Origin of the sequence: Cupriavidus sp. Agwp_2 (assembly GCF_040784895.1) — a bacterium.
Lineage (GTDB): Bacteria > Pseudomonadota > Gammaproteobacteria > Burkholderiales > Burkholderiaceae > Cupriavidus.
On sequence record NZ_CP088083.1, the window covers coordinates 3339322 to 3360526 of the forward strand.

The 21205-nt window shown below is 69.7% G+C and carries 15 protein-coding genes; all 15 read right to left on the reverse strand.

The features are described 5' to 3' along the window. Window positions 1-16 precede the first annotated feature (16 nt). The 15 genes from LPA45_RS15625 to LPA45_RS15695 all read right to left on the reverse strand — a co-directional run bounded on the left by LPA45_RS15625 (window position 17) and on the right by LPA45_RS15695 (window position 21081). Window positions 17-1174: a polysaccharide biosynthesis/export family protein gene (locus LPA45_RS15625; RefSeq protein WP_116320213.1), complete on the reverse strand. Its 1158-nt coding sequence runs from the start codon at window positions 1172-1174 to the stop codon at window positions 17-19. Further along, entirely contained in the window at window positions 1171-2880 is a 1710-nt protein-coding gene (locus tag LPA45_RS15630; RefSeq protein WP_317922440.1) for an FAD-dependent oxidoreductase, read from the reverse strand. Before LPA45_RS15630 ends, LPA45_RS15625 begins: the two co-directional genes overlap by 4 nt. Before the next feature lie 92 nt (window positions 2881-2972). After that, window positions 2973-4151 carry a glycosyltransferase gene (locus tag LPA45_RS15635; protein ID WP_317922439.1) on the reverse strand — a complete coding sequence of 393 codons (1179 nt, stop codon included), beginning with the start codon at window positions 4149-4151 and terminating at the stop codon, window positions 2973-2975. After that, the gene (locus tag LPA45_RS15640) at window positions 4148-5587 is read right to left on the reverse strand and encodes a hypothetical protein (RefSeq protein ID WP_317922438.1); all 1440 of its coding nucleotides are present in this window, start codon (window positions 5585-5587) and stop codon (window positions 4148-4150) included. Before LPA45_RS15640 ends, LPA45_RS15635 begins: the two co-directional genes overlap by 4 nt. A gap of 9 nt (window positions 5588-5596) precedes the next feature. After that, window positions 5597-6838 (reverse strand): acyltransferase, encoded by a 1242-nt coding sequence (locus tag LPA45_RS15645; protein WP_317922436.1) that lies wholly within the window; start codon window positions 6836-6838, stop codon window positions 5597-5599. Window positions 6839-6975: 137 nt separating this feature from the next. Next, complete coding sequence (locus LPA45_RS15650) at window positions 6976-8274, reverse strand: glycosyltransferase WbuB (RefSeq protein WP_317922434.1); 1299 nt, start codon at window positions 8272-8274, stop codon at window positions 6976-6978. Then, entirely contained in the window at window positions 8271-9524 is a 1254-nt protein-coding gene (locus tag LPA45_RS15655; protein ID WP_317922433.1) for a glycosyltransferase, read from the reverse strand. Before LPA45_RS15655 ends, LPA45_RS15650 begins: the two co-directional genes overlap by 4 nt. Before the next feature lie 104 nt (window positions 9525-9628). Beyond that, window positions 9629-10588 (reverse strand): GDP-L-fucose synthase, encoded by a 960-nt coding sequence (locus tag LPA45_RS15660; protein WP_317922431.1) that lies wholly within the window; start codon window positions 10586-10588, stop codon window positions 9629-9631. A 16-nt stretch (window positions 10589-10604) separates the two neighbouring features. After that, window positions 10605-11723: a GDP-mannose 4,6-dehydratase gene (gene gmd / locus LPA45_RS15665; RefSeq protein ID WP_317922430.1), complete on the reverse strand. Its 1119-nt coding sequence runs from the start codon at window positions 11721-11723 to the stop codon at window positions 10605-10607. A 78-nt stretch (window positions 11724-11801) separates the two neighbouring features. Further along, complete coding sequence (locus tag LPA45_RS15670; protein WP_317922429.1) at window positions 11802-14042, reverse strand: polysaccharide biosynthesis tyrosine autokinase; 2241 nt, start codon at window positions 14040-14042, stop codon at window positions 11802-11804. Between the two features lie 52 nt (window positions 14043-14094). Further along, window positions 14095-15474: an undecaprenyl-phosphate glucose phosphotransferase gene (locus LPA45_RS15675; protein ID WP_116320228.1), complete on the reverse strand. Its 1380-nt coding sequence runs from the start codon at window positions 15472-15474 to the stop codon at window positions 14095-14097. Between the two features lie 102 nt (window positions 15475-15576). Then, window positions 15577-17115: a mannose-1-phosphate guanylyltransferase/mannose-6-phosphate isomerase gene (locus LPA45_RS15680; protein WP_317922278.1), complete on the reverse strand. Its 1539-nt coding sequence runs from the start codon at window positions 17113-17115 to the stop codon at window positions 15577-15579. Between the two features lie 123 nt (window positions 17116-17238). Further along, the gene (locus LPA45_RS15685) at window positions 17239-18321 is read right to left on the reverse strand and encodes a helix-turn-helix domain-containing protein (RefSeq protein ID WP_317922277.1); all 1083 of its coding nucleotides are present in this window, start codon (window positions 18319-18321) and stop codon (window positions 17239-17241) included. A gap of 448 nt (window positions 18322-18769) precedes the next feature. After that, window positions 18770-19831: a glycosyltransferase family 4 protein gene (locus tag LPA45_RS15690; protein ID WP_317922275.1), complete on the reverse strand. Its 1062-nt coding sequence runs from the start codon at window positions 19829-19831 to the stop codon at window positions 18770-18772. After that, window positions 19831-21081 carry an oligosaccharide flippase family protein gene (locus LPA45_RS15695; protein ID WP_317922273.1) on the reverse strand — a complete coding sequence of 417 codons (1251 nt, stop codon included), beginning with the start codon at window positions 21079-21081 and terminating at the stop codon, window positions 19831-19833. The genes LPA45_RS15690 and LPA45_RS15695 overlap by 1 nt, the downstream gene beginning before the upstream one ends. Between the last annotated feature and the right edge of the window lie 124 nt (window positions 21082-21205).

Sequence of the window (21205 nt, forward strand, 5' to 3'; positions counted from 1 at the left end):
AATGCTGCGCATGGGCTCAGCGCGACAGCTCCTTGGTGAAGAACAGCGTCTGGATCGTCGGCGTGATCTGCTCAAGCACGCGGTTGAAGCGCACCGCATCCGAGGTCCCGACGTAGACCACATCGAGCGGTTCGAGCCGGAACTGCGTCGACAGCAGCAGCGCATCGACCTGGCTCATGTCGAGGCGGAACACCTCGGGCGTGGTGGGGCTGTCGCGCATGCCGCGGATGATGAAGATCTGGCGCGGGTCGGCGTAGCGCACGTCGATGCTGTTGACGCCGGCCAGCGCATCGGCCAGCGTCAGGCGGCCGCGGTTCATCAGCATCGAGGTGGGCTTGGCCACTTCGCCGAGGATGAAGATGCGGCTGCCCAGCCGGTCGGGAACGTTGACGATGTCGCCCGCCTGCAGCAGGAAGTCGCTGAAGCCGTTGCGGCGGTCGATCAGCGCTTCCAGGTCCAGTTCATAGACCTCGCTGCCTCGCGTCAGGCGCACCTTCTGCACGTCAGCCTCGGGCATGGTGCCGCCGGTGCGCGCCACCGCGTTGATCATCGTCAGTGGCACATCGGTAACCGGGATCGAGCCCGGATTGCGCACCAGGCCGGTCACGTCGACACGGCCGTGGCGATAGGCGATCACGCGTACGTCGACACGGGGATCGCGCAGGTCGCGCTCCAGCCCGCGCGTGATCATCCTGCGCACTTCCTCGATGGTGCGCCCGCCGACCCTGAGCACGCCCACCGGCGGATAGAACAGCTCGCCGCTGCGCGAGACGCGGAACCCGTTCTGGTCCAGCGGCAGCTGCGGCTGCGCTGCCTCGGTCGGCATCATCTGGGCGGCAGCGGGCGCGGCCGGCGCGGTCGAGCTGAGCTGCGGGTTGAACAGCACGGTCACGCCCAGCACGTCCTGCGGGCCAACCAGGTACTCGTAGCGTTCGATGCTGGTGCGCAGGTCCGTGCCGCGCGCCGGCGATACCTGGCTGTTCGACGCGAGCACGGCGTCGATCTGCGCGCGGATCACGTCGGCAGTGATCAATTGCACCGGGTAGGTCTGCGTGCCGGTCTTGGCGCGCAGGTTGTCATCCAGCCGGCTCCCGTCCAGCGCCGGTCCGGGCGCCCACGAGCACGCCGCCAGCGCACTCGCAAACAGGCCTGCGATCACGATCCGATAGCTCATGAGGGTTCTCCTTCCAGTGCGTCCGGTGCCGCCAGCGCATGCGCTTCACCCTGGGCCGGCGTGCCGGCCGCCGGCGCCACGCCGGCGGCGCGCGCCGTGTCGCCGAGGGTGCGCGCCAGGTGTTCGCTCAGCCGCAGCGCCAGCGCCGCGATAGTGATGGTGGGAAAGTTGGCGCCCACGGTCGGGAACACGGAACTGCCGGCCACATACAGGTTGCCGATGCCGTGCACGCGGCAGTTGCGGTCGACCACGCCCTGCCTGGGCGAGTCATGCATGCGGGTGGTGCCCATGTGGTGCCAGGTCCCTTCCAGCGACGCCGGCCACGGCTGGCCCTCGGTGGGCGGATCGAGCGTGACGCGGGCCACGCCGGTGCGCTCCAGCTCGTCCGCCAGCAGCCCGAAGGTGCGGTCGAAGGTGCGCTGCACCAGGCTGCCGACGCGCCAGTTCACGCGTACGCGCGGCATGCCCAGCCGATCACGCTGCTGCGACAGCGTCACGCGGCTCTCGGGATCGGGCGCAGCCTCGACGATGGCCTGCATGCGCACACCCGAGATCAGCGCACGCGGCTGCAGCAGCCGCGTCAGGCCAAAACCAACGGTATCCAACGGGTGCCTGGCCATGGTGAGCAGGTCGCGGCCGACGCGGTAGCCAGGCTGGTCCTTGCGCAGCAGCGCCTGCTTGGCGCGGATCAGCGCCTCGGCGCCGGCGCTGCCCTCGCCATAGAACATCGAGAAGAACCAGACCCGCGCATTGAGCAGCCGCTCGCGCGCGAGCACCTCCGGGCGCAGCGCGAACTGCGACGAGATCCGGGTGCCGTGCGCGCTGACGGCCGGATTCTGGTAGTGGTACTTGATGTCGTAGAGCTTGTTGCGCGACCATGCCTTGCTGAAATGCACCCAGCCCGACATCAGCCGCGGATGGTCCATGAAGTAGCGTCCGACCAGGTCGTTGCCATTGCCCAGGCCCGCCGGGCTGGCGCGGTTCGAGGCCAGCATCAGGCGCGCGTTCTCGATGCCGCCGGCGGCCAGCACGAAGCGCTGCGCCACCACGCGGAAGCGCTTGCCGCTGAGCGTGGCGACCGACAGGTGCGTGACCGCGCCGGCGTTCGCATCGGTCTCGACCGCGGTCACGTTGGCGTAGAGGAACACCTTGACGCGGCCGGCTGCGGCAAGCGTGTCGCGGTACAACTTGCCCAGGCGCGCCGGCGGGCTGAACTGCGAGATAGTGTCGCGGATGCTCGCGCCGCTCAGCGGCAGCCGCCGCACGTCGGCGCGGCCGATGGCCTGTTCCCACCACGCGGGCTCGAAGTTGTCAGGCCCCAGCCGCAGCAGCTCATGGGTGCGCGCGTAGTAGGGCCTGAGTTCATCGAGCCCGAACGGCCAGCCGCTGTGCGGCACCCACTCGCGGCGCTCCAGGTCCCACGGGTCCAGCGGCCTGCACCAGCCACCCCAGCAGTTGCTGCTGCCCCCGAGGTAGCGGCTGCGACTGCCGTCCGCGAAGGTGTAGGGCAGCCCGGCGTTTTCACCCCGGTACAAATCCCGGGTGTCTTCGTCCGGCTTGTAGCCGCCGCTTTCCAGCACGCAGGCATCGATACCCATGCGCTGCATCTGCAGCGCCAGCGTGATGCCCGCGACTCCCGCGCCCACGATGCACACGGTAGTGCGTATTGTCGTGTTCTGTTCGATTTGCCTTGCATCGACAAACATAGCGTCGCTCCCCTTTTTGCCCTTGCCTTGCACACCCGAAGCGGACGTGCGCGAGCCCCCGTCAAGACCATCACTTGCTGCGCCTGCCCTCCTTATCTTTTTTCTTCAACGCCTGTCGCCTGCACCACCCGAAGCAGGTCCGCCGCCATCGCTTCCACGGTGAAATGCCGCGCAAATACCGCGTGCGCGCGGGCCCGCATACGCGCATGCTGGGCCGGTGCCAGGGCGAACCAGGCTCGCAGCATCCCCGCCGTGCCATCCACGGTGTCTGGCGCTCCCATGCCCGCGCCGCCCTGTGCCACCTCGCGCCAGATGTTCACCTGCGTCGACAGCAGCGCCGGCAGGCCGCAACCGAGCGCCTCGGCGACAGCGATGCCAAAGTTCTCCTGGTGCGACGGCAGTACGAACACCTCGCTGGCGCGGAAGGCGCCCCACTTCATCTCGTCACGCAACATGCCCGGCCAGGTGATGCGGTCCGCGATGCCGCGCGCGGCGGCCTGTTCGCGCAGTGCGGCGGCCCAGCCCGCGCTGTCGGGACCGGCCATCACCAGGTGCGCGGCCGGCACTTGCGCGGCCTCGCGTGCGAACGCGTCGATCAGCAGGTCGCAGCCCTTCTTCGGGTGCAGGCGGCCCAGGAAGAGAATCAGGCGCTTGCCGCGCAGCGACGGGTACGCCGTGAGGAAGCGCTCGTCCAGGCTGCCGCCGTCGGCCGCATGCGCCGGCGGCGGCTCGCTGGTGCCGAAGCTGACCACGCGTTCGTTGGCGCGATACAGCCAGAAGGATTCGCGCGCGCGCCGGCGCTCTTCCTCCGCGGTGAACAGCACCGCGCGCGCGTCGCGCAGGACGCGGTATTCTGCCCACGGCCAGTACAGCCACTTCTTCAGGTGCTTGAGCGGATACGCGCGGCGAAACCACGGATCTAGCATCCCGTGCGGAAAGACGAAGTACGGCACCCCGCTGTCGCGCAGCGCCTGCCATGTCGCTAATCCGTGGTGCTGCCAGAGCCCATTGACGATGACCGCGGCGAAGCCCCGCGCATGCGCACGCAGCCACGGCACCAGCGCCGGGCAATAGCGGTAGCCGCCACGCGCCGGCCCCAACGCATGGACGGCGAGGCCGGTTTGTATCAGCCACGGCGCATCGGGCGCATCGAGCGTCAGGATCTCGACGCGATGGCCCTGCGCGGCCAGCGCGGCGGCGCTCTGGCGCACGCACTCGGCAGGCCCGCCCTGGCGCGGATCGAGCGATGGCAGCAGTTGCAGGATCTTCATGGACGGGGTCCTTGCAGGGTGAGGCGCGGCGCCGACGGGGCGGCCGCGCGGGCAGGTGGCAAGACCGGCAGCGAGACCGGCAGCCGGGGCGGCCGGGGTGGCTGCGGCGTGGCCGGCTGCATCGCCGGTGCGCGGGCAGCCGCCGGCGTCCCGCGGCGCACCCCCAGGCGCTGCAGCCGCATGCACGAGCCCACCAGCAGGCCCAGCGCCACGCCGTACACCAGGCCGGAGTAGCGCGGGCCCAGCGGGTTGCCGCCGATCGAGGTGGCCGGCAATGCCGCCAGTACCATCAGCGCGCGCCCCAGCACCGGCAGGTAGGGCGCATCCGGGGCATGTCGGCGCCAGCGCCGGTAGATCACCGCCCCGCGCCACAGTGCGAACAGCACCGCGAACGGCAGCGCCAGCCCGAACACCACGCCGCCGGCGAAGAGCTGGTAGACCCAGAAGTTGTGGCCGGCGGCCCATTCGTTGATGGCGTAGAACTCCTTCTCGCTCATCTGGCCCGACAGGGCCGTCAGGTAGTCGGGCGAGTAGCGGTAGTTGTGGCCGAAGCCCTTGCCAAGCAGCAGCGAGACCGTGCTGGCGGTGACCTGGTCCATCTGGTCCTTGATCTCTGCCAGCCGCGTCGCGGTGGTGGGATCGATGCCCGAGGCCGTTGCCTTGGCGGCCGAGATGCGCTGCTCCCAGTGCGCGGCCACGCTCGGGAACAATGCCGAGCCGATCACCACGGTGCCGCCGATCAGCGCGACCGTGATCACCATCGCGCGCGCCACCGACTTGAGCAACTGGCGCAGCGACGGCGCCCCCAGCCACGTCGCCAGGCAGAACAGCATGGCGGTGCCGACCAGCAGGCTGCGCGTCACGCTGAGCAGCTCGATCGCCACCGACAGCAGGAACAGCAGTAGCGTCAGCTTCGAAAAGCGCCGCGCGATCACGAACTCGTGCAGCAGCAGGCCCTGCAGCGCCAGGAACACCACCGACACGATGCGGAAGCGCACCGTTTCCAGCCCGCCGCCGATGGCCATGCCATAGCCGAAGCTGAACAGCAGCGAGATCACCATGCCGGTGAACATGGCCTTCTCGACCTGCACCAGCCGGTCCGTCTGCCACGGCCGGCAGGCGGCCAGGTAGCCGAACAGCATCAGCATGAACGGCAGCAGCACGCGCAAATAGTTGCCGAAATCATTGCCCTGCAGCAGCTGCGGCACCAGGCTGCCGGGCACCGTCAGCATCAGCGCGATGGTGACGGCGCTGCGCAACTGGCTGCCGCCGGCAAAGCGGGGCGCGGTCATCACCAGCACGATGGTGGCGGCAATGGCCGGCAGCGTCAGCAGGATCTGCGTGATGCGGCTGCCGTTCTCGTCGACGCTCTTGAAATCGACCGCCAGCGGGCACAGTGCCAGCCAGATCCAGAGGGTGATGAAGCGGTTGCGCATGCCCGCCTCCTAGCCCCGTACCGCGCTGGCCGGCAGCGCCCCACCGGCAGGCTCCGACAAAACGGGCGCCAGGCGCCGGCGCAGCCAGCGGCGCATCGGTTCCTCGTACCAGAGGAAGACCAGCACGCTCAGCGCCACCACGGCCGCCAGCACCAGCCACCCGTACGCCCGCGGCCAGCCGGCCAGCCACGCCAGCCGGCCCAGCGGCACATGAAGCAGGTACAGCGAGAAGCTGGCTTCGCCCAGCCGCACCAGCCAGCGCCGGTGCAGCAGGCCGAGCACGGGCCGCTGCAGCAGCGCCAGACCCAGGATCAGCGCACCGAATGCCGGCGCCTGCAGGTAGAAGGCCGGCCAGCGCCCCGGCGGCGAGAGCGCCTGCACCGCCAGCACCGCGACCAGTGCCAGCGCGGCGGCCGTCAGCAAGATGCCGAGGCGGTGGCGGGTATCCGCCGCGCGCGGCATCCGTGCATGCCATTGCGCGGCGCAGACGCCCAGCACGAATTCGAACAGATGCGTCAGCGGGAACTGCGCGACCAGGAAGCCCGAGCGCGATGGCGGCATGGCGGCCTCGGCCAGCGCGATCCACGCGCCTTGCAGCAGCCAAAGCAGCATGCACCAGCGCAGCAGCGCACGGCTGCCGCGCGCGCCGGCCCAGGCCAGCAGCGCCGGGAACAGGGCATAGAAGAAGGCCTCGCACGAAATGCTCCACGCGGGACCGTTCCACGGCTGGTTCAGTCCGGCGAACGGCAGCCACGCGGTCAGTGCCAGCACCTGGCACAGCAGGCTCGCCGCCAGCAGGGGCAGGTCCGGCCGCGCCAGCCCGTACCATTCGCGCAGCAGCATGGCGTCGCCACTGCGCAGCAGCCATGCGGTGACGGCCAGTGCCGGCACCAGCGACAGCAGCAGCACCGGCCAGATGCGCGCGACGCGGGCCGCATAGAAGGCGCGTGCGCCGCGGCCGTCCAGGCTGTCGCGATAGTTGTAGGCGAGCACGAAGCCCGACAGCACGAAGAACAGCGATACCGCCGGACGCCCGCCGTCGGCAGCCGCCACGAACCACGCCGGCACCGCGAGCAGGCCGATCTGGCCGAAATGGCACAGCACCACCGTCAGCGCCGCCAGGAAACGGATGCTGGTCAGTGCCGGCAGGTTGCCGGCCGGCACCGTGGCCGCGGGAACGGCGCGGGGCGGGTACCCGTCGGCTGGCGTCAGGGCACGCGCACACGGCGCGGCCGGCTCGATGGCTGGCATGAGCGCTCTCCTCCCGACGAAAACAGGCAGCCGGCCGGCGCGCGGCGCTGGCAGCGGGGCCATGGCATGTATGGCTCGCAGCCACCCGGGCAGCGGTGGCGGCGGCGTTCGGCGCGCGGACGTAGCTTGGACATGGCTTACTCCGCTTCCTCGGCGCGCAGCGCCGGCTGCGGCAACTCGGCGCCGGTCGCCGGCGCGGCCTCTCCAGCCGTACCGCCCGCGACCAGCGTGCGCAGCCGCGCCTCCAGCCGGCCCAGCACCACCGGCGCGGCCAGCGTGCTGGCCGCGTAGGCGCGTGCCGCGGCGCCCAGTTCGGCGCGTAGCGCGGCGTCGTTCGCCAGCCGGCGGATGGCGTGCGCCAGCGCGTCGGCATCCTCGGGCGGCACGGTCAGGCCACGGCCACTGAGCGCGGCGAACAGTTCGGTCCCGCCCTCGGCCATGGCGACGATGGCGCGCCCGCTGGCCAGCATGCCGGTCAGCTTGGACGGCATCACCAGGTCGGCGGCGCCGCCGCGCTGCGGCAGCACGTGGATGTCCGCCAGGTTCAGCAGTTCATTGAGGCGTTCGGCCGGCTGCAGCGGCAGGAAGCGGCAGTGCTCCAGGCCGGCGCAGTGCAGCTCCAGCTCGGCGCGGGCCGGGCCGTTGCCGCAGAACACGAAGACAATGTCGGGCTGGCCGGCCAGGGCCGCGGCCGCGCACATCAGCACGTCCAGGCCCTGCTTGGCGCCCATATTGCCCGCGTACAGCACCACCTTCTGGTTCGGCGCGATGCCAATCGCCTCGCGATACGCGCTGGGCCGGTCCAGCGGATGGATCGCATTGGCATCGACCCAGTTGGGCAGCAGCACCACGCGCGCCGCCGGTACGCCCTTGCGCACCGCCGCCTGGGTCATTTTTTCCGAGATGGTCGAGACCACGTCGAAGCCGCGCAGCAGCGCGCGCTCCACCGCCAGCGCCGCGCGGCGCGCGCGCGCACCGCGCAGCAGGCCAAGCTCGAACGCGGCATCCACTTCGTAGTCCTGCAGGTGCAGCCAGCCGATGGCACCGGTAAGCCGGGCCAGCAGCCAGCCGCCGGGTGCGCTCATCAGCCCCGGCGCGATCACCATCACCACATCCGGGCGCCACCAGCATTGCCCCAGAAGCGCCGGCAGCGCGGCCAGCGCGAAGCTGCCGAGGTGCAGCAGTCGATTGAGCCCGCCCGGGCGCCGCGGCACCCACAGCGGCACGCGCTGCACGCGCACGCCGGCGCGCTGCTCGCGCTGGTAGCGCCAGGCCGTGTAGCCCTCTTCGACCCGCCACGCCGGGTAGTACGGCGGGCCGCACACCACCCGCACCTCGTGGCCGGCCGCGGCGAGCGACTCGGCCATCTCGGCGGTGTACTTGCCGGTGCCGGTCAGCTCGGGCGCGTAGTTCTGCCCGCAGATGAGGATTTTCATTGGCTGCTCCGGTGGGCTTCGGCCTCGGCGACGGGGTGCGGCGCCGCGCGCGTCGTGCCACGCAGCAGGCTGACGCAGCCGCGGTCGATATGGGTGGCCGCCGCCGCCGGGTCGAAGCGGTGGATCAGTTCGATGCAGTGCAGCGCGGTGGCGCGGGTATCGGCGAACAGGCGCACCGCCTGGTCCAGCGCGGCCGCCAGCGCGGGCACGTCGCGCGGCGGCACCACCAGGCCGGTCTCGCCCTCGTGCACCAGCTCGGGCACGCAGCCGCAGTTGTCGCTGACCACCACCGGGCAGCCATGCGCCAGCGCTTCGTTCACCACCAGGCCCCAGGGCTCGCTGTAGCTGGGCAGCACCAGGCAGGTGGCGCGGTCATACTCGGCCTCGAGCGCGGCACCGTTGACGCTGCCCAGCAGCATCACGGCGCCATCGAGCCGCAGCGCGCCGATGCGCTCGCGCAGGCGCTCGTCCATCGGGCCGCTGCCGGCCACCCGCAGCGTGGCGGACGGCATCGACGGCAACAGGCTGGCGAAGGCCTCGAGCAGGGTATCCAGCCCCTTCTCCTCCGACAGCCGCCCCACATAGAGGAACACCGGCGCCTGCGGTTCAGGTGGCGGGGCGTCCGGGGCGTCCGCGGCATCCGGCGCTGCGGCCTTCGGCGTACGCGCCAGCAAGCGCCGCGCCAGCGCCTGTTCGGGTGTGTAGCCGGCCGGCAGCGCCGCGGCCTGGCACGGGATGAAGATGCGATCGCGCCGCGCCCCGAGCGACTCGAGGTATTCGCGGCTGCGCTCGCCGAAGCCGAAATAGCCCTGGCACAGCGCGAAGAACAGCCGCTTGGGCAGCGACGTCAGCAGGCGCCGCGGGCGATCGCGTCCGGTGGAATCGCAGAACACCGCGCGCCGCTTGCCGGTGACGATGCAGGCCAGCAGCATCGCCCAGAATTCCGGCAGGTGGTAGCCGGGAAGCACCACCACGCGGCTGTCCGAGCGCAGCACCTCGCCCACCAGCCGCAACGTCATCTTCCAGCGCGGCACGTCCTCGTAGCAGCCCTCGAAGAGCTGGCGCATCGGGTACTGGTGCACGCTGTAGTCGACCTCGGAAAAGCCCAGCCGCATGTGCTCGGTCTCCGCGATCTGCACGACGGTGTAGCGGATCGACCCCTGCCCGTGCAGCCGGTGCAGTGCCGAGAAAACCTGGCCCTTGTGGCGCGACCAGACAACGTTGTGGAAGATGGTGACTGAGCCCGACATGACGACTACCCCCTTGGTTTCGTACTGCCCGTTGCTTGCCCCGCCGCCCGTGGTGGGACGCCTCTGGGCCTTCCCGGCCCTTTCGAAAGTGTCTTGCTCCCTCCTCACGCCGCCGCGCTGTCCTGCCCCGCCTGCGCCGCCTGCGCCGCGGCGAATTCGCGCCAGGTACGGGCGATGCCCGCCTCCAGTCCGATCGATGCCTGCCACCCCAGGCCGGCCAGCCGCGACACGTCGAGCAGCTTGCGCGGCGTGCCGTCCGGCTTGCTGGTGTCGAACACCAGTTCGCCGCGGAACCCGGCGATGCGGCACACCATCGCGGCAAGCTCGCCGATCGGGACGTCCTTGCCCGTGCCGACGTTGAACACGCCGCCATCCGGGTCTTGCCGCAGCAGGAACAGCGTCGCCGCGGCCAGGTCGTCGACATGCAGGAACTCGCGCCGCGGCGTGCCGGTGCCCCATACCGACAGCGTGGCGGCGCCCTCGCTGACGGCGGCATGCGCCTTGCGGATCAGTGCCGGCAGCACGTGGCTGTTGGTCAGGTCGTAGTTGTCGTTGGGCCCGTACAGGTTGGTCGGCATCACCGACAGGTAGCGGGTGCCGTATTGCCGGTTGTAGGCCTCGCACAGCTTCAGCCCCGCGATCTTGGCGATGGCATAGGCTTCGTTGGTCGGCTCCAGCGGGCCGCTGAGCAGGTAGTCCTCGCGGATCGGCTGCGCGCAGTCACGCGGATAGATGCAGGACGAGCCGAAGAACACCAGCCGCCGCACGCCGGCCTCGAACGCGGCTTGGATCACGTTGATCTCGATCGCCAGGTTCTCGTACAGGAATGACGCCGGCCGCGAGGCATTGGCGACGATGCCGCCGACGCGCGCCGCCGCCAGCAGCACCACATCGACGGGCTGGCGCGCGAAGAAGCGGCGCACCGCGCCCTGGTCGGTCAGGTCCAGCTCGGCGCGCGCCGGCGTCAGCAACTGCGCGTAGCCCGCGGCGCGCAGCTGGCGTACCAGCGCCGAACCCACCATGCCGCGATGGCCGGCGACGTAGATCCTTGTCTGCTTGTCCATGGTCAGCGCCGCCCCCTCATTCGTGGTGTTCCAGCGTCTTGAAGCCGGCCAGCGTCACCAGCGCGTCGCGCCGCGCGATCTGGAAGTCCGCGCGCACCATTTCCTTGACCAGCGAGGAGAACGGTGTAGTCGGCTTCCAGCCCAGCTGCTCGCGCGCGCGGGTGGGATCGCCGAGCAGTGTCTCGACCTCGGTAGGCCGGAAATAGGCCGGGTCGACGCGCACGATCACCTTGCCGGGGGCCAGCTTCGTTTCCTTGCCTTGCACCCGTTCGACAATCCCCACCTCGTCGGCGCCCGTGCCCTCGAAGCGGATCGTCACACCCAGCTCGGCGGAGGCGTACTGCACGAACTCGCGCACGCTGTACTGCTCGCCGGTGGCGATGACGAAGTCCTCGGGCTGCTCCTGCTGCAGCATCAGCCACTGCATCTCCACGTAGTCACGCGCGTGGCCCCAGTCGCGCAGCGACGACAGGTTGCCGAGATAGAGCTCGTCCTGCAGCCCCACCGCGATACGCGCGATGGCGCGGGTGATCTTGCGCGTGACGAAGGTCTCGCCGCGCACCGGCGACTCGTGGTTGAACAGGATGCCGTTGCAGGCGTAGATGCCGTACGCCTCGCGGTAGTTGACCGTGATCCAGTATGCATAGAGCTTGGCGACCGCGTACGGGCTGCGCGGATAGAACGGCGTGGTCTCTTTCTGCGGCACCTCCTGCACCAGCCCGTACAGCTCGGAAGTGGAGGCCTGGTAGAAGCGCGTCTTGCGTTCCAGGCCGAGGATGCGGATCGCCTCCAGGATGCGCAGGGCGCCCAGGCCATCGGCATTGGCGGTGTACTCCGGCTCCTCGAACGACACCGCGACGTGGCTCTGCGCGGCCAGGTTGTAGATCTCGTCCGGCTCCACGCGCTGGATCACGCGCAGCACACTGGTGGCGTCGGTCAGGTCGCCGTAGTGCAGGAAAAAGCGCAGGTCCTGCTCATGCCGCTCGCGATACAGGTGGTCGATGCGGTCCGTGTTGAACAGCGACGTGCGGCGCTTGATGCCGTGCACCTCATAGCCCTTGTCGAGCAGCAACTCGGCCAGGTAGGAGCCATCCTGTCCGGTGATGCCAGTGATCAGTGCGACCTTGCGTTTCATTCCCGTTCTCCCTGCCGTGTTGAACTGCCGTGGATGCGTGAAGCCTGATGGTCGGCATGCGCGCCGCGCGTCATTGCGTCATTTGATGCCCCCGGCGCCGCCGTCGTTGCTGTAGTAGCCGGCATAGCCCGTTCCGAGCCGCAGCGGCGGCTTGGGCACGTCGGTCAGCAGCACGCCGCGCAGCGCTACGCCGCCGCTGGCCAGGCGCCGCACGGTCTCGCCGATCTCGCCGGCCGGATGCCGGCCGTGGCGCACCACCAGCAGCGTGGTGCCGGCGTAGCGGCCCAGCAGCGCGGCATCGGTGACTTCGAGCACCGGCGGGGTGTCGATGATCACCATGTCGTAACGGTGCGAAAAATGGTCGAGCAGCATGCCGAAGCGCTCGCTCATCAGCAGCTCGGCCGGATCCGGCGGCACGGTGCCGCGCGGCATCACGTCGAGCCCGGGAAGCACGTCGCGCGCCACCACGGCATCGAAGTCCTCGCCCATCAGCGCGTCGGCCAGGCCCGGCTGGTGGCGCAGCCCGAAGTGCGCATGCACGGCGCCGCGGCGCATGTCGCCGTCGATCATCAGCACGCGCCGCTGCCCCGCCGCCACCAGCGCGGCCAGGTTGACCGACAGGAACGACTTGCCGGCATCCTGGCGCGAGCCGGTCAGCATCACTACGTTGTTGCTGGCGTCGCGCAGCGCGTACTGCAGCGTGGTGCGCAGGCTGCGCACGCCTTCCACGGCGATGTCGTCGGGCGCGCGCGCCGCCAGCAGGCGCGGGCCGCGGCCGGCGCGGCCGTGGCTCAGTTCGCGCTGCAGGCGCAGCTGCATGCGGCTGCGCGGCACCACCGCGCACACCGGCACGCCGATGAGGCGCTCGATATCCTCGGGATGCTCCACGCCGCCGTACAGGGCCTTCTTCAGCAGCGCCAGCACGATCGCCGCGAGCATGCCCAGCCCGGCGCTGATCAGCACCAGCATGGCGCGCTGCGGGCGTACCGGCTCGTCGGCGGGCGCGGCGAAGTCGACCACGCGCACGCTGCCGACCTGGCCCGCCTTGACGACGCGCAGCTGCTGCGCGTTGTTGAGCAGGCTGGTGTAGAGCTCGGTATCGACGCGCACATCGCGCATCAGCCGCAGCGCGGTCTGCTCGGTGTCGGGCAGCAGCGACACGCTGCGCCGCAGCGCGTTCTGCTGCGCCGTCAGCGTGGCAATCTGCGCCTTGAGCGACACCACCGCCGGGTTGTTCTCGGTGTAGCGCGTGTTGTACTCGGCAAGCTGCGCCTCCATGGTGAGCAGCCGGCTCTTGTTGTCGACGATCTGCTGCAGCAGCAGGCGGCTTTCCTCGCCCAGGTTGACGGTGCCGAGCTTGTTGCGGAACGAGTTGTAGCGCTCTTCCGCCTGGTCCAGCTCCTTCCGCAGCACCGGCAGCTGCTGCTCCAGGAAGGCCAGCGTGTGCTCGGCTTCGGCCGAACGCCGACCGATGTCCTGCTGCACGAACTGGCGCGCAATGGTGTTGACGATCTCGGCGGTCAGCTTGGCGTCGGGCCCCTCCAGGCTGGCGCGGATGATGCCGGACTGCAGCGTGGTCTCGCCCACCGCCAGCGCGCGCTGGACCGACTCCACCGTGGCCAGCGTGGACGCGCGCGTCAGTTCGAACTGCGTGCCCGGGCGCCCGACCAGGTGGTCGATGCGCACGCGCACCGGCCCCAGGGTGCTGGCGCCGCCAGTCTCTTCGCCGACGCGGCCGTTGAGCACGAGCGCGCCGTCGGGATCGCGCAGGCTGTAGGTGCGCTCGGCCTCCACGGTCAGCACGAACGGCTTCCTGTAGTACTTGGCCGGGGTCTCGAACAGCGACATCTTGATCGACTCGCCGCCCCAGGCGTACTGCGGCATCCCGAAGCGCGCCGGCGCGGGGGTCTTGCCGGTATGGCGGCCTGCCAGCCAGCCGCCGATCACGGGCAGGTAGCGCGGCCGCGCCCCGATATCCAGGTGCAGCGTACGCACCGCGTCTTCCACCACCAGGCGCGAGCGGATCAGTTCGATCTCGGCGGCCGTGGACGACTTGGAATCGAAGATCGACGACAGCGACTGCAGCGCGTTCTGGTTGTTGGCATTGGCGTCGCCCTTGCTGTCCTCCACCTGGATCAGCGCGTCGGCACGATAGACCGGTTTGGCGATCATCGCGTAGACCGCGCCGCCGGCCAGCGCCAGCAGCGTGATCGCGGCGATCATGCGCCAGTTTTCCAGCAGCGTGACCAGGTAGTCGGACAGCCGCAGCTCGGGCGCCGGCGGCGCCTCGACGTATTGGGTCTCTAGCAGGTTTGGCATGGTGTCACGCATCCCCTTCCGCCGGCGGCGGGCGCCGGCGAATCCCCTCGGTTCAGTACGCGTTGCTGTGGAACAGGCCCTTGAAGATGGTGGCCGCGATGATCCGCATGTCCAGCCCGAAGGACCAGTTGACGAGGTAGTACAGGTCGTAGGCGATGCGCCCTTCCATCTTCTCGATGCGATCGGTCTCGCCGCGGTAGCCGTTCACCTGCGCCCAGCCGGTGATGCCCGGCTTGATGCGGTAGCGCTGGATATAGCCCGAGACCAGCTTGCCGTAGTGGTCGTCATGCTCCAGCGCGTGCGGGCGCGGGCCGACCACCGACATGTCGCCGCGCAGCACGTTGAAGAACTGCGGCAGCTCGTCCAGGCTGGTGCGGCGCAGGAAGGCGCCGACGCGGGTAATGCGCGGATCGCCGCGCGTGGCCTGTGTCAGTTGCCCGGCATGCTCGGCATGCACGCGCATCGAGCGGAACTTGTAGATGCGGAACACGCGCCCGTCCGCGCCCTTGCGCAGCTGCGAGAACAGCACCGGCCCGCGCGAAGACAGCTTGACCGCAACGGCGATCGCAGCCAGCAGCGGCGCCAGGCCCAGCAGCGCCAGCGCGGCGAAGAGCCGGTCGAAGACCTCCTTCTGCGCCAGCGCGGCGGGCGACATCGGCGACGCCGCCAGGTTGATCGCATGCATGCCGATCAGGTCGATCATGCCGCCATCGAACAACGCCACCGTGCGCAGGTCTGGCACGAAGCGGATATTGATCAGCTCGTCGCGAAAGGCCGCGACGAACTCCAGGATCTCGCGCTCCTGCGACAGCGGCAGCGCCAGCCACAGCTCATGGATCTTCTGGGTGCGCACGTAGCGGGCAAACGCGGCGCGGTCCTCGAATACCGGTACGCGCGCGCTCAGGCCGCCGGCGCCTGGCATCACGTTGAATGCCGCCGCCACGCGGAAGCCCGACGCCGGCGACGCCGCCACGCGCCGCATCACGGCGTTGCAATGCGCGCCGCTGCCGACCACCGCCACCTGGTGCAGGTTCATGCCGGCGCTGCGCATATGGCCCAGCACCATGTGAGCAAGGAGCCGCGACACGATCATCATGGCGCCGGTGCTGGCGGTCCAGTAAGCGAACCATAGCCGCGACACCAGGTCGAGCCGATGCACCGAGAACATCACCATCACGCCAAACAGCTGCACCAGCAGCCACGCCAGCGCGACCTGTCCGGCCAGCCCCAGCTTGGAGCGCCCGCGCCAGGACTCATAGATGCCAAAGGTGGGGAACAACGCGAGCGTGAACGCCGCGGACAGCGCGATGAACAGTTCGAACAGCGCACCCGGCTCGATCGCGTCAAAGCGAAACTGCGCGGCCATCAGCGCGCCCGCCAGTACCAGCGCCACGTCGAGCATGCGCGCCAGCAATCCTTCCAGCTTGACCATTTCCCGTCCTCCTGCCCGTCTGCCTGAACACCTGCCCTGCCTGCTGCCCGGCGGGCCCGCTCCCCGCTGCCCGCCGCTGCGTTGCTGCCACCTTGCCAACGCCTATCCGCAACGCCCGTAGTTGTCCTCGATGCGCACGATGTCGTCTTCGCCCAGGTAGCCGCCGGACTGGATCTCGATGATTTCCAGCGGCAGCTTCCCGGGGTTCTCCAGACGGTGCGCCACGCCGAGCGGGATATAGGTCGACTGGTTCTCCGCCAGCAGGAAGCTCTCGTCGCCGCGCGTGACACGCGCGGTGCCACTGACCACGACCCAGTGCTCGGCGCGGTGGTGATGCAGCTGCAGCGACAGCTGCGCGCCGGGCGCCACCACGATGCGCTTGACCTGGAAGCGCTCGCCGTGGTCGATCGAGTCATAGAAGCCCCACGGGCGGCGCACCTTGCGGTGGTCCGCGGCCTCGGGCGCGCGCTGTGCCTTGATCCGCTCGACCAGGCTCTTGACGTCCTGCACATGCGAGCGATCGGCCACCAGGACCGCATCCGCGGTCTCGACCACGACGATGTTGCTGGTGCCCACGCAGGCCACCAGGCGCCCGTCGGAGTAGGCATAGCTGGCGCTGGCACCCTCGAACACCACGCGGCCGCGGGCGGCGTTGCCGTCGACATCCTTCTCGGTGGCGTCCCACACGGCTTCCCACGATCCCAGGTCCGACCAGCCCGCGGCGAGCGGCACCACTACGCCGCGGCAAGGCGCGTCAGGCTGGTCGAGGCGCTCCATCACCGCATAGTCGATCGAGTCCGACGGGCACTGCATGAAGGACTGGCCCTCGGGCCTGAAGTACGGCGCCTGCAGCTTGCCGCCGATCACCGCGGTCATGCAGGCTTCGTAGATCGCCGGCTGCAGCGCCTGCAGCGCCCGCAGCCAGACCGTGGCGCGGACCACGAAGATGCCGCTGTTCCACCAGTACTGGCCGCTCTGCACATACTGCGCCGCCAGCTCCTGCGCGGGCTTCTCGACGAAGCGCGCGATGCCATGGGCACCGTCGCCGAGCGCCTCGCCCAGCCGGATGTAGCCGTAGCCGGTCTCGGGCCGCGTCGGCGGCACGCCCAGCGTCACCATCGCACCGCGCTCGGCGTGCTCGGCGGCGACGGCGATGGCGTGATGGAAAGCGGCGCCGTCGAGAATGGCGTGGTCGGCAGGCATCACCACCAGGATCACGTCTTCGCCCTTGCCCTGTGCCAGCCACGCGGCCACGGTCAGCGCGGGTGCCGTATTGCGCCGCGCGGGCTCGACCACCAGGCGCGCCTCGACGCCGGCTTTGGCCAGTTGCTCGGCAGTGGTGAAGCGGTGCTCCTCGCCGCAGGCGATGATGGCTTCGCGCACCACCTCGCGCTGCGCGCCGAAGCCGGACAGCCGGCGCAAGGTCGCCTGCAGCAGCGAGTCGGTGCCGACCAGGTCGATCAGTTGCTTGGGATAGTGCTCGCGCGACAGCGGCCACAGCCGCGTGCCGGCGCCGCCGGCCAGCACCACCGGCGCCAGGCGCAGCCGCTGCGCGCGTGGATGCGCGCCGCCGTCATCATCCTGGCCTTCGGGCTGCGCGGCCGCCACCGTGCCCGTCTCCACTTGCGTCGTCTTCAGCATGGTCAAGCCCTCCAATCTTCGACAAACTGGCGCGGCGCCGCGGGCGAGCTGCGCCCGCCGCGATGCTTCGCGGAACGTTTCACTGCCATGGGGTCAGGGTGCTGCGTGTGGCGGCGTGCGGCCTCAGCTGTCGGTGGCGGCCTTGTGCGCCTTGTTTACCTTGTCTGCCTTGCTGTCTGCCTTGTTGTCTGCCTTGTTGTCTGCCTTGTTGTCTGCCTTGTTGTCAGCCTTGTGGCGCTGGCGGAATTCGGTCGGTGACAGCGACAGGCGCTTGCGGAAGATCTTGGCCAGGCGGTCGCCGTTGCCCATGCCGGAGCGGCGCGCCACCTTGTCCACCGGCAACTCGGTCTCGGCCAGCAGCCCGCACGCGGTCTCGAGGCGGGCCTGCAGCAGGAAGTCGGAAGGGGTGGCCCCCATCTCCAGCTTGAAGCGGCGCAGGAAGTTGCGCTCGCTCATGGTCGCCACCTCGGCGGCGTCGGCGATCGAGACATCGTGTTCGCAGTTCTGCTGCAGCCAGCGCGCGGCCGCGCGGATCTTGTCGGCGGCGCTGGTCAGGCCGGCATCGGCCAGGCGCGGCAGGAGCTGGTCGGTCCAGGCCGGCAGCACGCGCTCGACCACCGCGCGGGCCACGTCCACGCCCAGGTCGCGCCGGATCACGGCGAGCGCGCCTTTCATCGATTCCAGGCGCATTTCGGTGTCATCGTTCGACGCCATCAGCGGCAGGTGCGGGCGCCGCGGCGCTGCGGCAGGATCGATCACGCCGGCGGCAACGAGCACCGCCCTGCCTTCGGCAATCGGGCGCACGCTGTCGGTGGTGGCGCAGGCGGCGCGCAGCCAGCACAGCAGGCGCGTGTCGCTGGCCGCGGCGCGGGCGCCCTCGCCGCCGGCAATGAAGAGCATGTCGAGGCCCGCGGGGCGGCGCGGGTCCAGACTGTCGGTCCAGACGCGCACCGCCGCGGAGCATGTCACGCTGCCACCCTCGACCGACAGGAAGCGCACGTCGTAGGTAATGCGGCGGCTGCCGCCGGCGGGTGCACCAATTTCGTTGGCGGTCTGGAACAGCTCCGCAACCAGTCCCGCACCAAGGAGCGAAAACCCCTCATAAAGCAGGATGCCGATGTGCCGCGCGTTGCCGCGGGTTGGGTTCAGAAAGGGTGTCGTGGAATAAACACTGGCTGCGGGCGGCTCGACGTGGGCGTACGGCATGATTTCCCCCAAATACCTCGTTGGTTTCTTTCTGGCGCGAAGCCCTTTGTATTGCACCGCATCATAGACATCAACGTTTCGGTTATTCCCGGACTGTCCGATTTCCGCGATGTCTTGGCGGAAGGCCTTGAACGCCTTCGCGCATTTTGCGCAACCCACTGTTGTTGCAGGGGTTTTTTCATGCAATACGCGACTCCCTCATTCGCATTCTCAGCGTGGTCGCGCCTTAGAAATCAATATAGTCGCTTCGTTGCAACGCAACATAAACGCACCAATTCGAACGTGAATAAAATCACACTAATACGTGATCTGGTGCATACTTAATTCACCAAGTGAGGCAAGGCGCTCATGGCTTTGGCGGGAAAGCAACGCTGCTCCGCACATGCCCCAAATCAAGGAAGCCGATTGAATCTGGTGCATCCGTGCCGGTTGTACCACTTGGCCGCGCTCACACCACGCCCAGCACTTCGTGTGCAATCGCCTGGTAGCGCCGCGCCGTATCCTGCAGCGTCAGTCCATCCAGGGGCCGCACGGCCCGCGGCTGCGCCAGTGCGCGCGCCAGCGCCTGCGCGTAAGCCCCGGCATCCGCGCAATCGACCAGTTGCACCGCATCGTGTCCGCGCGCGAACACAAACGCGGGAATCGCGCTGGCGACAACCGGGATGCCACTGGCCAGCGCCTCAAGAAAGGCGATGCTGTGCGCTTCCGATGCCGAGGGCATCGCGAATACCGATGCCTGCGCCAGCAGCCCGGGCACGTTGTCAGACGGACCGTTGATGCTGACCTTGCTGGCCAGGCCGAGCTGCGCGACCAGCGTCCGCACCTTGCCGTAGTACGCGGCGTCTTCGAACACCCCGTACAGCGCCAGCCGCGCCTGCGGCACCTGCTGCAGCAGCGCATGGAAGGCGCGCACGGTATGGAGCTGGTTCTTGACCGCGTCGTAGCGGCCTACCTGCAGCAGCAGGGGCGCGCCTTCCGGCGGCGCGATCGCCGGCAACCCGAAGCGGCTGATATCGACGCCATTGGGAATCACCGTCAGGCGCGGATGCGGGCCGACCTCGGCCAGGTAGTCGTGCACGTTGCTCTGGGCCACGCCCACCACCGCGCGGGCGCGCCGCGACAGCAGGCGCTCGGTCCAGCGGAACAGGTCGCGCTGGAAGTCATTGACCGCGGAGTGCATCACGTACACGACCGGCACGCGCGTGGGCAAGGCGCGCGCATAGAAAGCCGGGATGGTGGCGTGGGCAAAGACGATGTCCGGCCGCCAGCGGCGCATCACGCCGTGCAGGTTCCACAGCCGCGCCAGCGGGCGCTGCGCGCGCGGCGGGAAGCTGCACGCCACGCCGGCCGCGGCGAGCTGCGCCCGCAGCGGCGCGAAGTCAGCGTGGGCAGGCATCAGCGCCGCCACGGCCACGGTCTCGCCGCCGCGCTGCTGGTAAAGCGCGAGGTCACGCACCAGGATCTCCGCGCCCGACATGCGCGGCGACAGCACCAGATGAAGTATGCGCATTACTTGCTCCTCAAAGCGGCGGCCAGCATCCATGCCATGGCGCTGGCCAGTCCCAGGGTCATGGACCACGCGATCCCGGTGGCGCCCCACCAGTGCGTGGCCGGCGGCACGCAGACCAGCAGCACGCCCACCTGCACCACCGAGGCATGCGTGGCCACGCGTGGCGCGCCAATGGCGCGCAGGTATGCCACCAGCAGCGCGATCAGCGCGCCGATGGCCATGTTCAGCGTGAACACCCGGAACAGCGGCACTGCCTCCAGCCAGCCGGGGCCGAGCAGCAGAAGGAACAGCGGTGCCGCCACCAGGTTGAGCGCCACCACCGCCAGGGCCAGCGCAAGCGCGCCCAGGCCCAGCAGCCGGCGCAGCAGGCGCGGCGCGCTGCCGTCCTGCTGGCGGTGGCGCGCGGCAAAGGTGGGAAACAGGTATTGCGACATGGCGATGCCGGCGTCGGCCAGCAGCATCTGCGCCAGCTTGGATGACATCTGGTACGCGCCCAGCTGCGCCGGCCCCAGCAGCTTGCCGACCATCACCTTGTCGAACTGGTTGAGCAGCAGGTTGACCACGCTGGCTGCCCAGATCCAGCGGCTGAAGCCCAGGTAATGGCCGATGCCGGTCCAGCGCAGCCGCAGTGGCGGGCGCGGGCGCATGGTGGCCCAGGTCAGCACGCTCTTCAGCGTCTCGGCCGCAAGCAGGCCGATCACCACGCTGTAGGCACCGGCGCCGCCGAGCGCACAGCCGACGCTGATGGCGCAATCGGCCACCGCCACCGTGATCTCCAGCGCAGCGACCTGCCGGAAATTGCGCTCGCGGGTCACCACGTAATAGGCAGGCGAGGCCATGCCCCGCAGCAAGGGCAGCGCGGCGGCGAGCTGCAGCAACAGCAGCGCGCCGGCCAGGTGGAACTGCGCTTCCAGCAGCGGCGCCAGTCCGAGCAGCAGCAAGGCCACCAGCGCACCGCGGCAAACCAGCGCCGACCACACCGCGCCCAGCTCGGCCGGCGCCGGCGCGCGCTGGGCCTGGATGACCGCCTGCGGCAGGCCGGTGTCGCTGAGCGCCTCGGCAATCGCCACCGCCAGCAGCGCCACGCCGGCCACCCCCAGCGTCTCTGGCCCCAGCAACCGTCCCACTGCCAGGAACTTGACCGCGACCATGCCGCGCACCAGTGCCTGCTGCGCCAGCACCCATACGGCCGAACTGGCGCCGGGCCGCCGGCGCGGCAGCGCCGCCACGAATTTCAGCGTCTTGATCATGGAGCCTCGTCCCTGCCATGTACCGGACTCCACTAGAACGCGTCGCGGCCGCGGGCTTCCGCCATCGTCTAGCGCCTATCGGCCAGCCGCGCGTTGCAGGCTTGGGTCCGCCGGCGGGCGCTCT

What these genes read in the sequence shown, in the direction of transcription:
- LPA45_RS15680 (WP_317922278.1), bottom strand. Translation starts at nt 17,115, where the DNA reads ATGCTGAAGACGACGCAAGTGGAGACGGGCACGGTGGCGGCCGCGCAG.
- LPA45_RS15675 (WP_116320228.1), bottom strand. Translation starts at nt 15,474, where the DNA reads ATGGTCAAGCTGGAAGGATTGCTGGCGCGCATGCTCGACGTGGCGCTG.
- LPA45_RS15670 (WP_317922429.1), bottom strand. Translation starts at nt 14,042, where the DNA reads ATGCCAAACCTGCTAGAGACCCAATACGTCGAGGCGCCGCCGGCGCCC.
- LPA45_RS15645 (WP_317922436.1), bottom strand. Translation starts at nt 6,838, where the DNA reads ATGCCAGCCATCGAGCCGGCCGCGCCGTGTGCGCGTGCCCTGACGCCA.
- LPA45_RS15630 (WP_317922440.1), bottom strand. Translation starts at nt 2,880, where the DNA reads ATGTTTGTCGATGCAAGGCAAATCGAACAGAACACGACAATACGCACT.
- LPA45_RS15640 (WP_317922438.1), bottom strand. Translation starts at nt 5,587, where the DNA reads ATGCGCAACCGCTTCATCACCCTCTGGATCTGGCTGGCACTGTGCCCG.
- LPA45_RS15685 (WP_317922277.1), bottom strand. Translation starts at nt 18,321, where the DNA reads ATGCCGTACGCCCACGTCGAGCCGCCCGCAGCCAGTGTTTATTCCACG.
- LPA45_RS15625 (WP_116320213.1), bottom strand. Translation starts at nt 1,174, where the DNA reads ATGAGCTATCGGATCGTGATCGCAGGCCTGTTTGCGAGTGCGCTGGCG.
- LPA45_RS15650 (WP_317922434.1), bottom strand. Translation starts at nt 8,274, where the DNA reads ATGAAAATCCTCATCTGCGGGCAGAACTACGCGCCCGAGCTGACCGGC.
- LPA45_RS15660 (WP_317922431.1), bottom strand. Translation starts at nt 10,588, where the DNA reads ATGGACAAGCAGACAAGGATCTACGTCGCCGGCCATCGCGGCATGGTG.
- LPA45_RS15635 (WP_317922439.1), bottom strand. Translation starts at nt 4,151, where the DNA reads ATGAAGATCCTGCAACTGCTGCCATCGCTCGATCCGCGCCAGGGCGGG.
- LPA45_RS15655 (WP_317922433.1), bottom strand. Translation starts at nt 9,524, where the DNA reads ATGTCGGGCTCAGTCACCATCTTCCACAACGTTGTCTGGTCGCGCCAC.
- gmd (WP_317922430.1), bottom strand. Translation starts at nt 11,723, where the DNA reads ATGAAACGCAAGGTCGCACTGATCACTGGCATCACCGGACAGGATGGC.
- LPA45_RS15695 (WP_317922273.1), bottom strand. Translation starts at nt 21,081, where the DNA reads ATGATCAAGACGCTGAAATTCGTGGCGGCGCTGCCGCGCCGGCGGCCC.
- LPA45_RS15690 (WP_317922275.1), bottom strand. Translation starts at nt 19,831, where the DNA reads ATGCGCATACTTCATCTGGTGCTGTCGCCGCGCATGTCGGGCGCGGAG.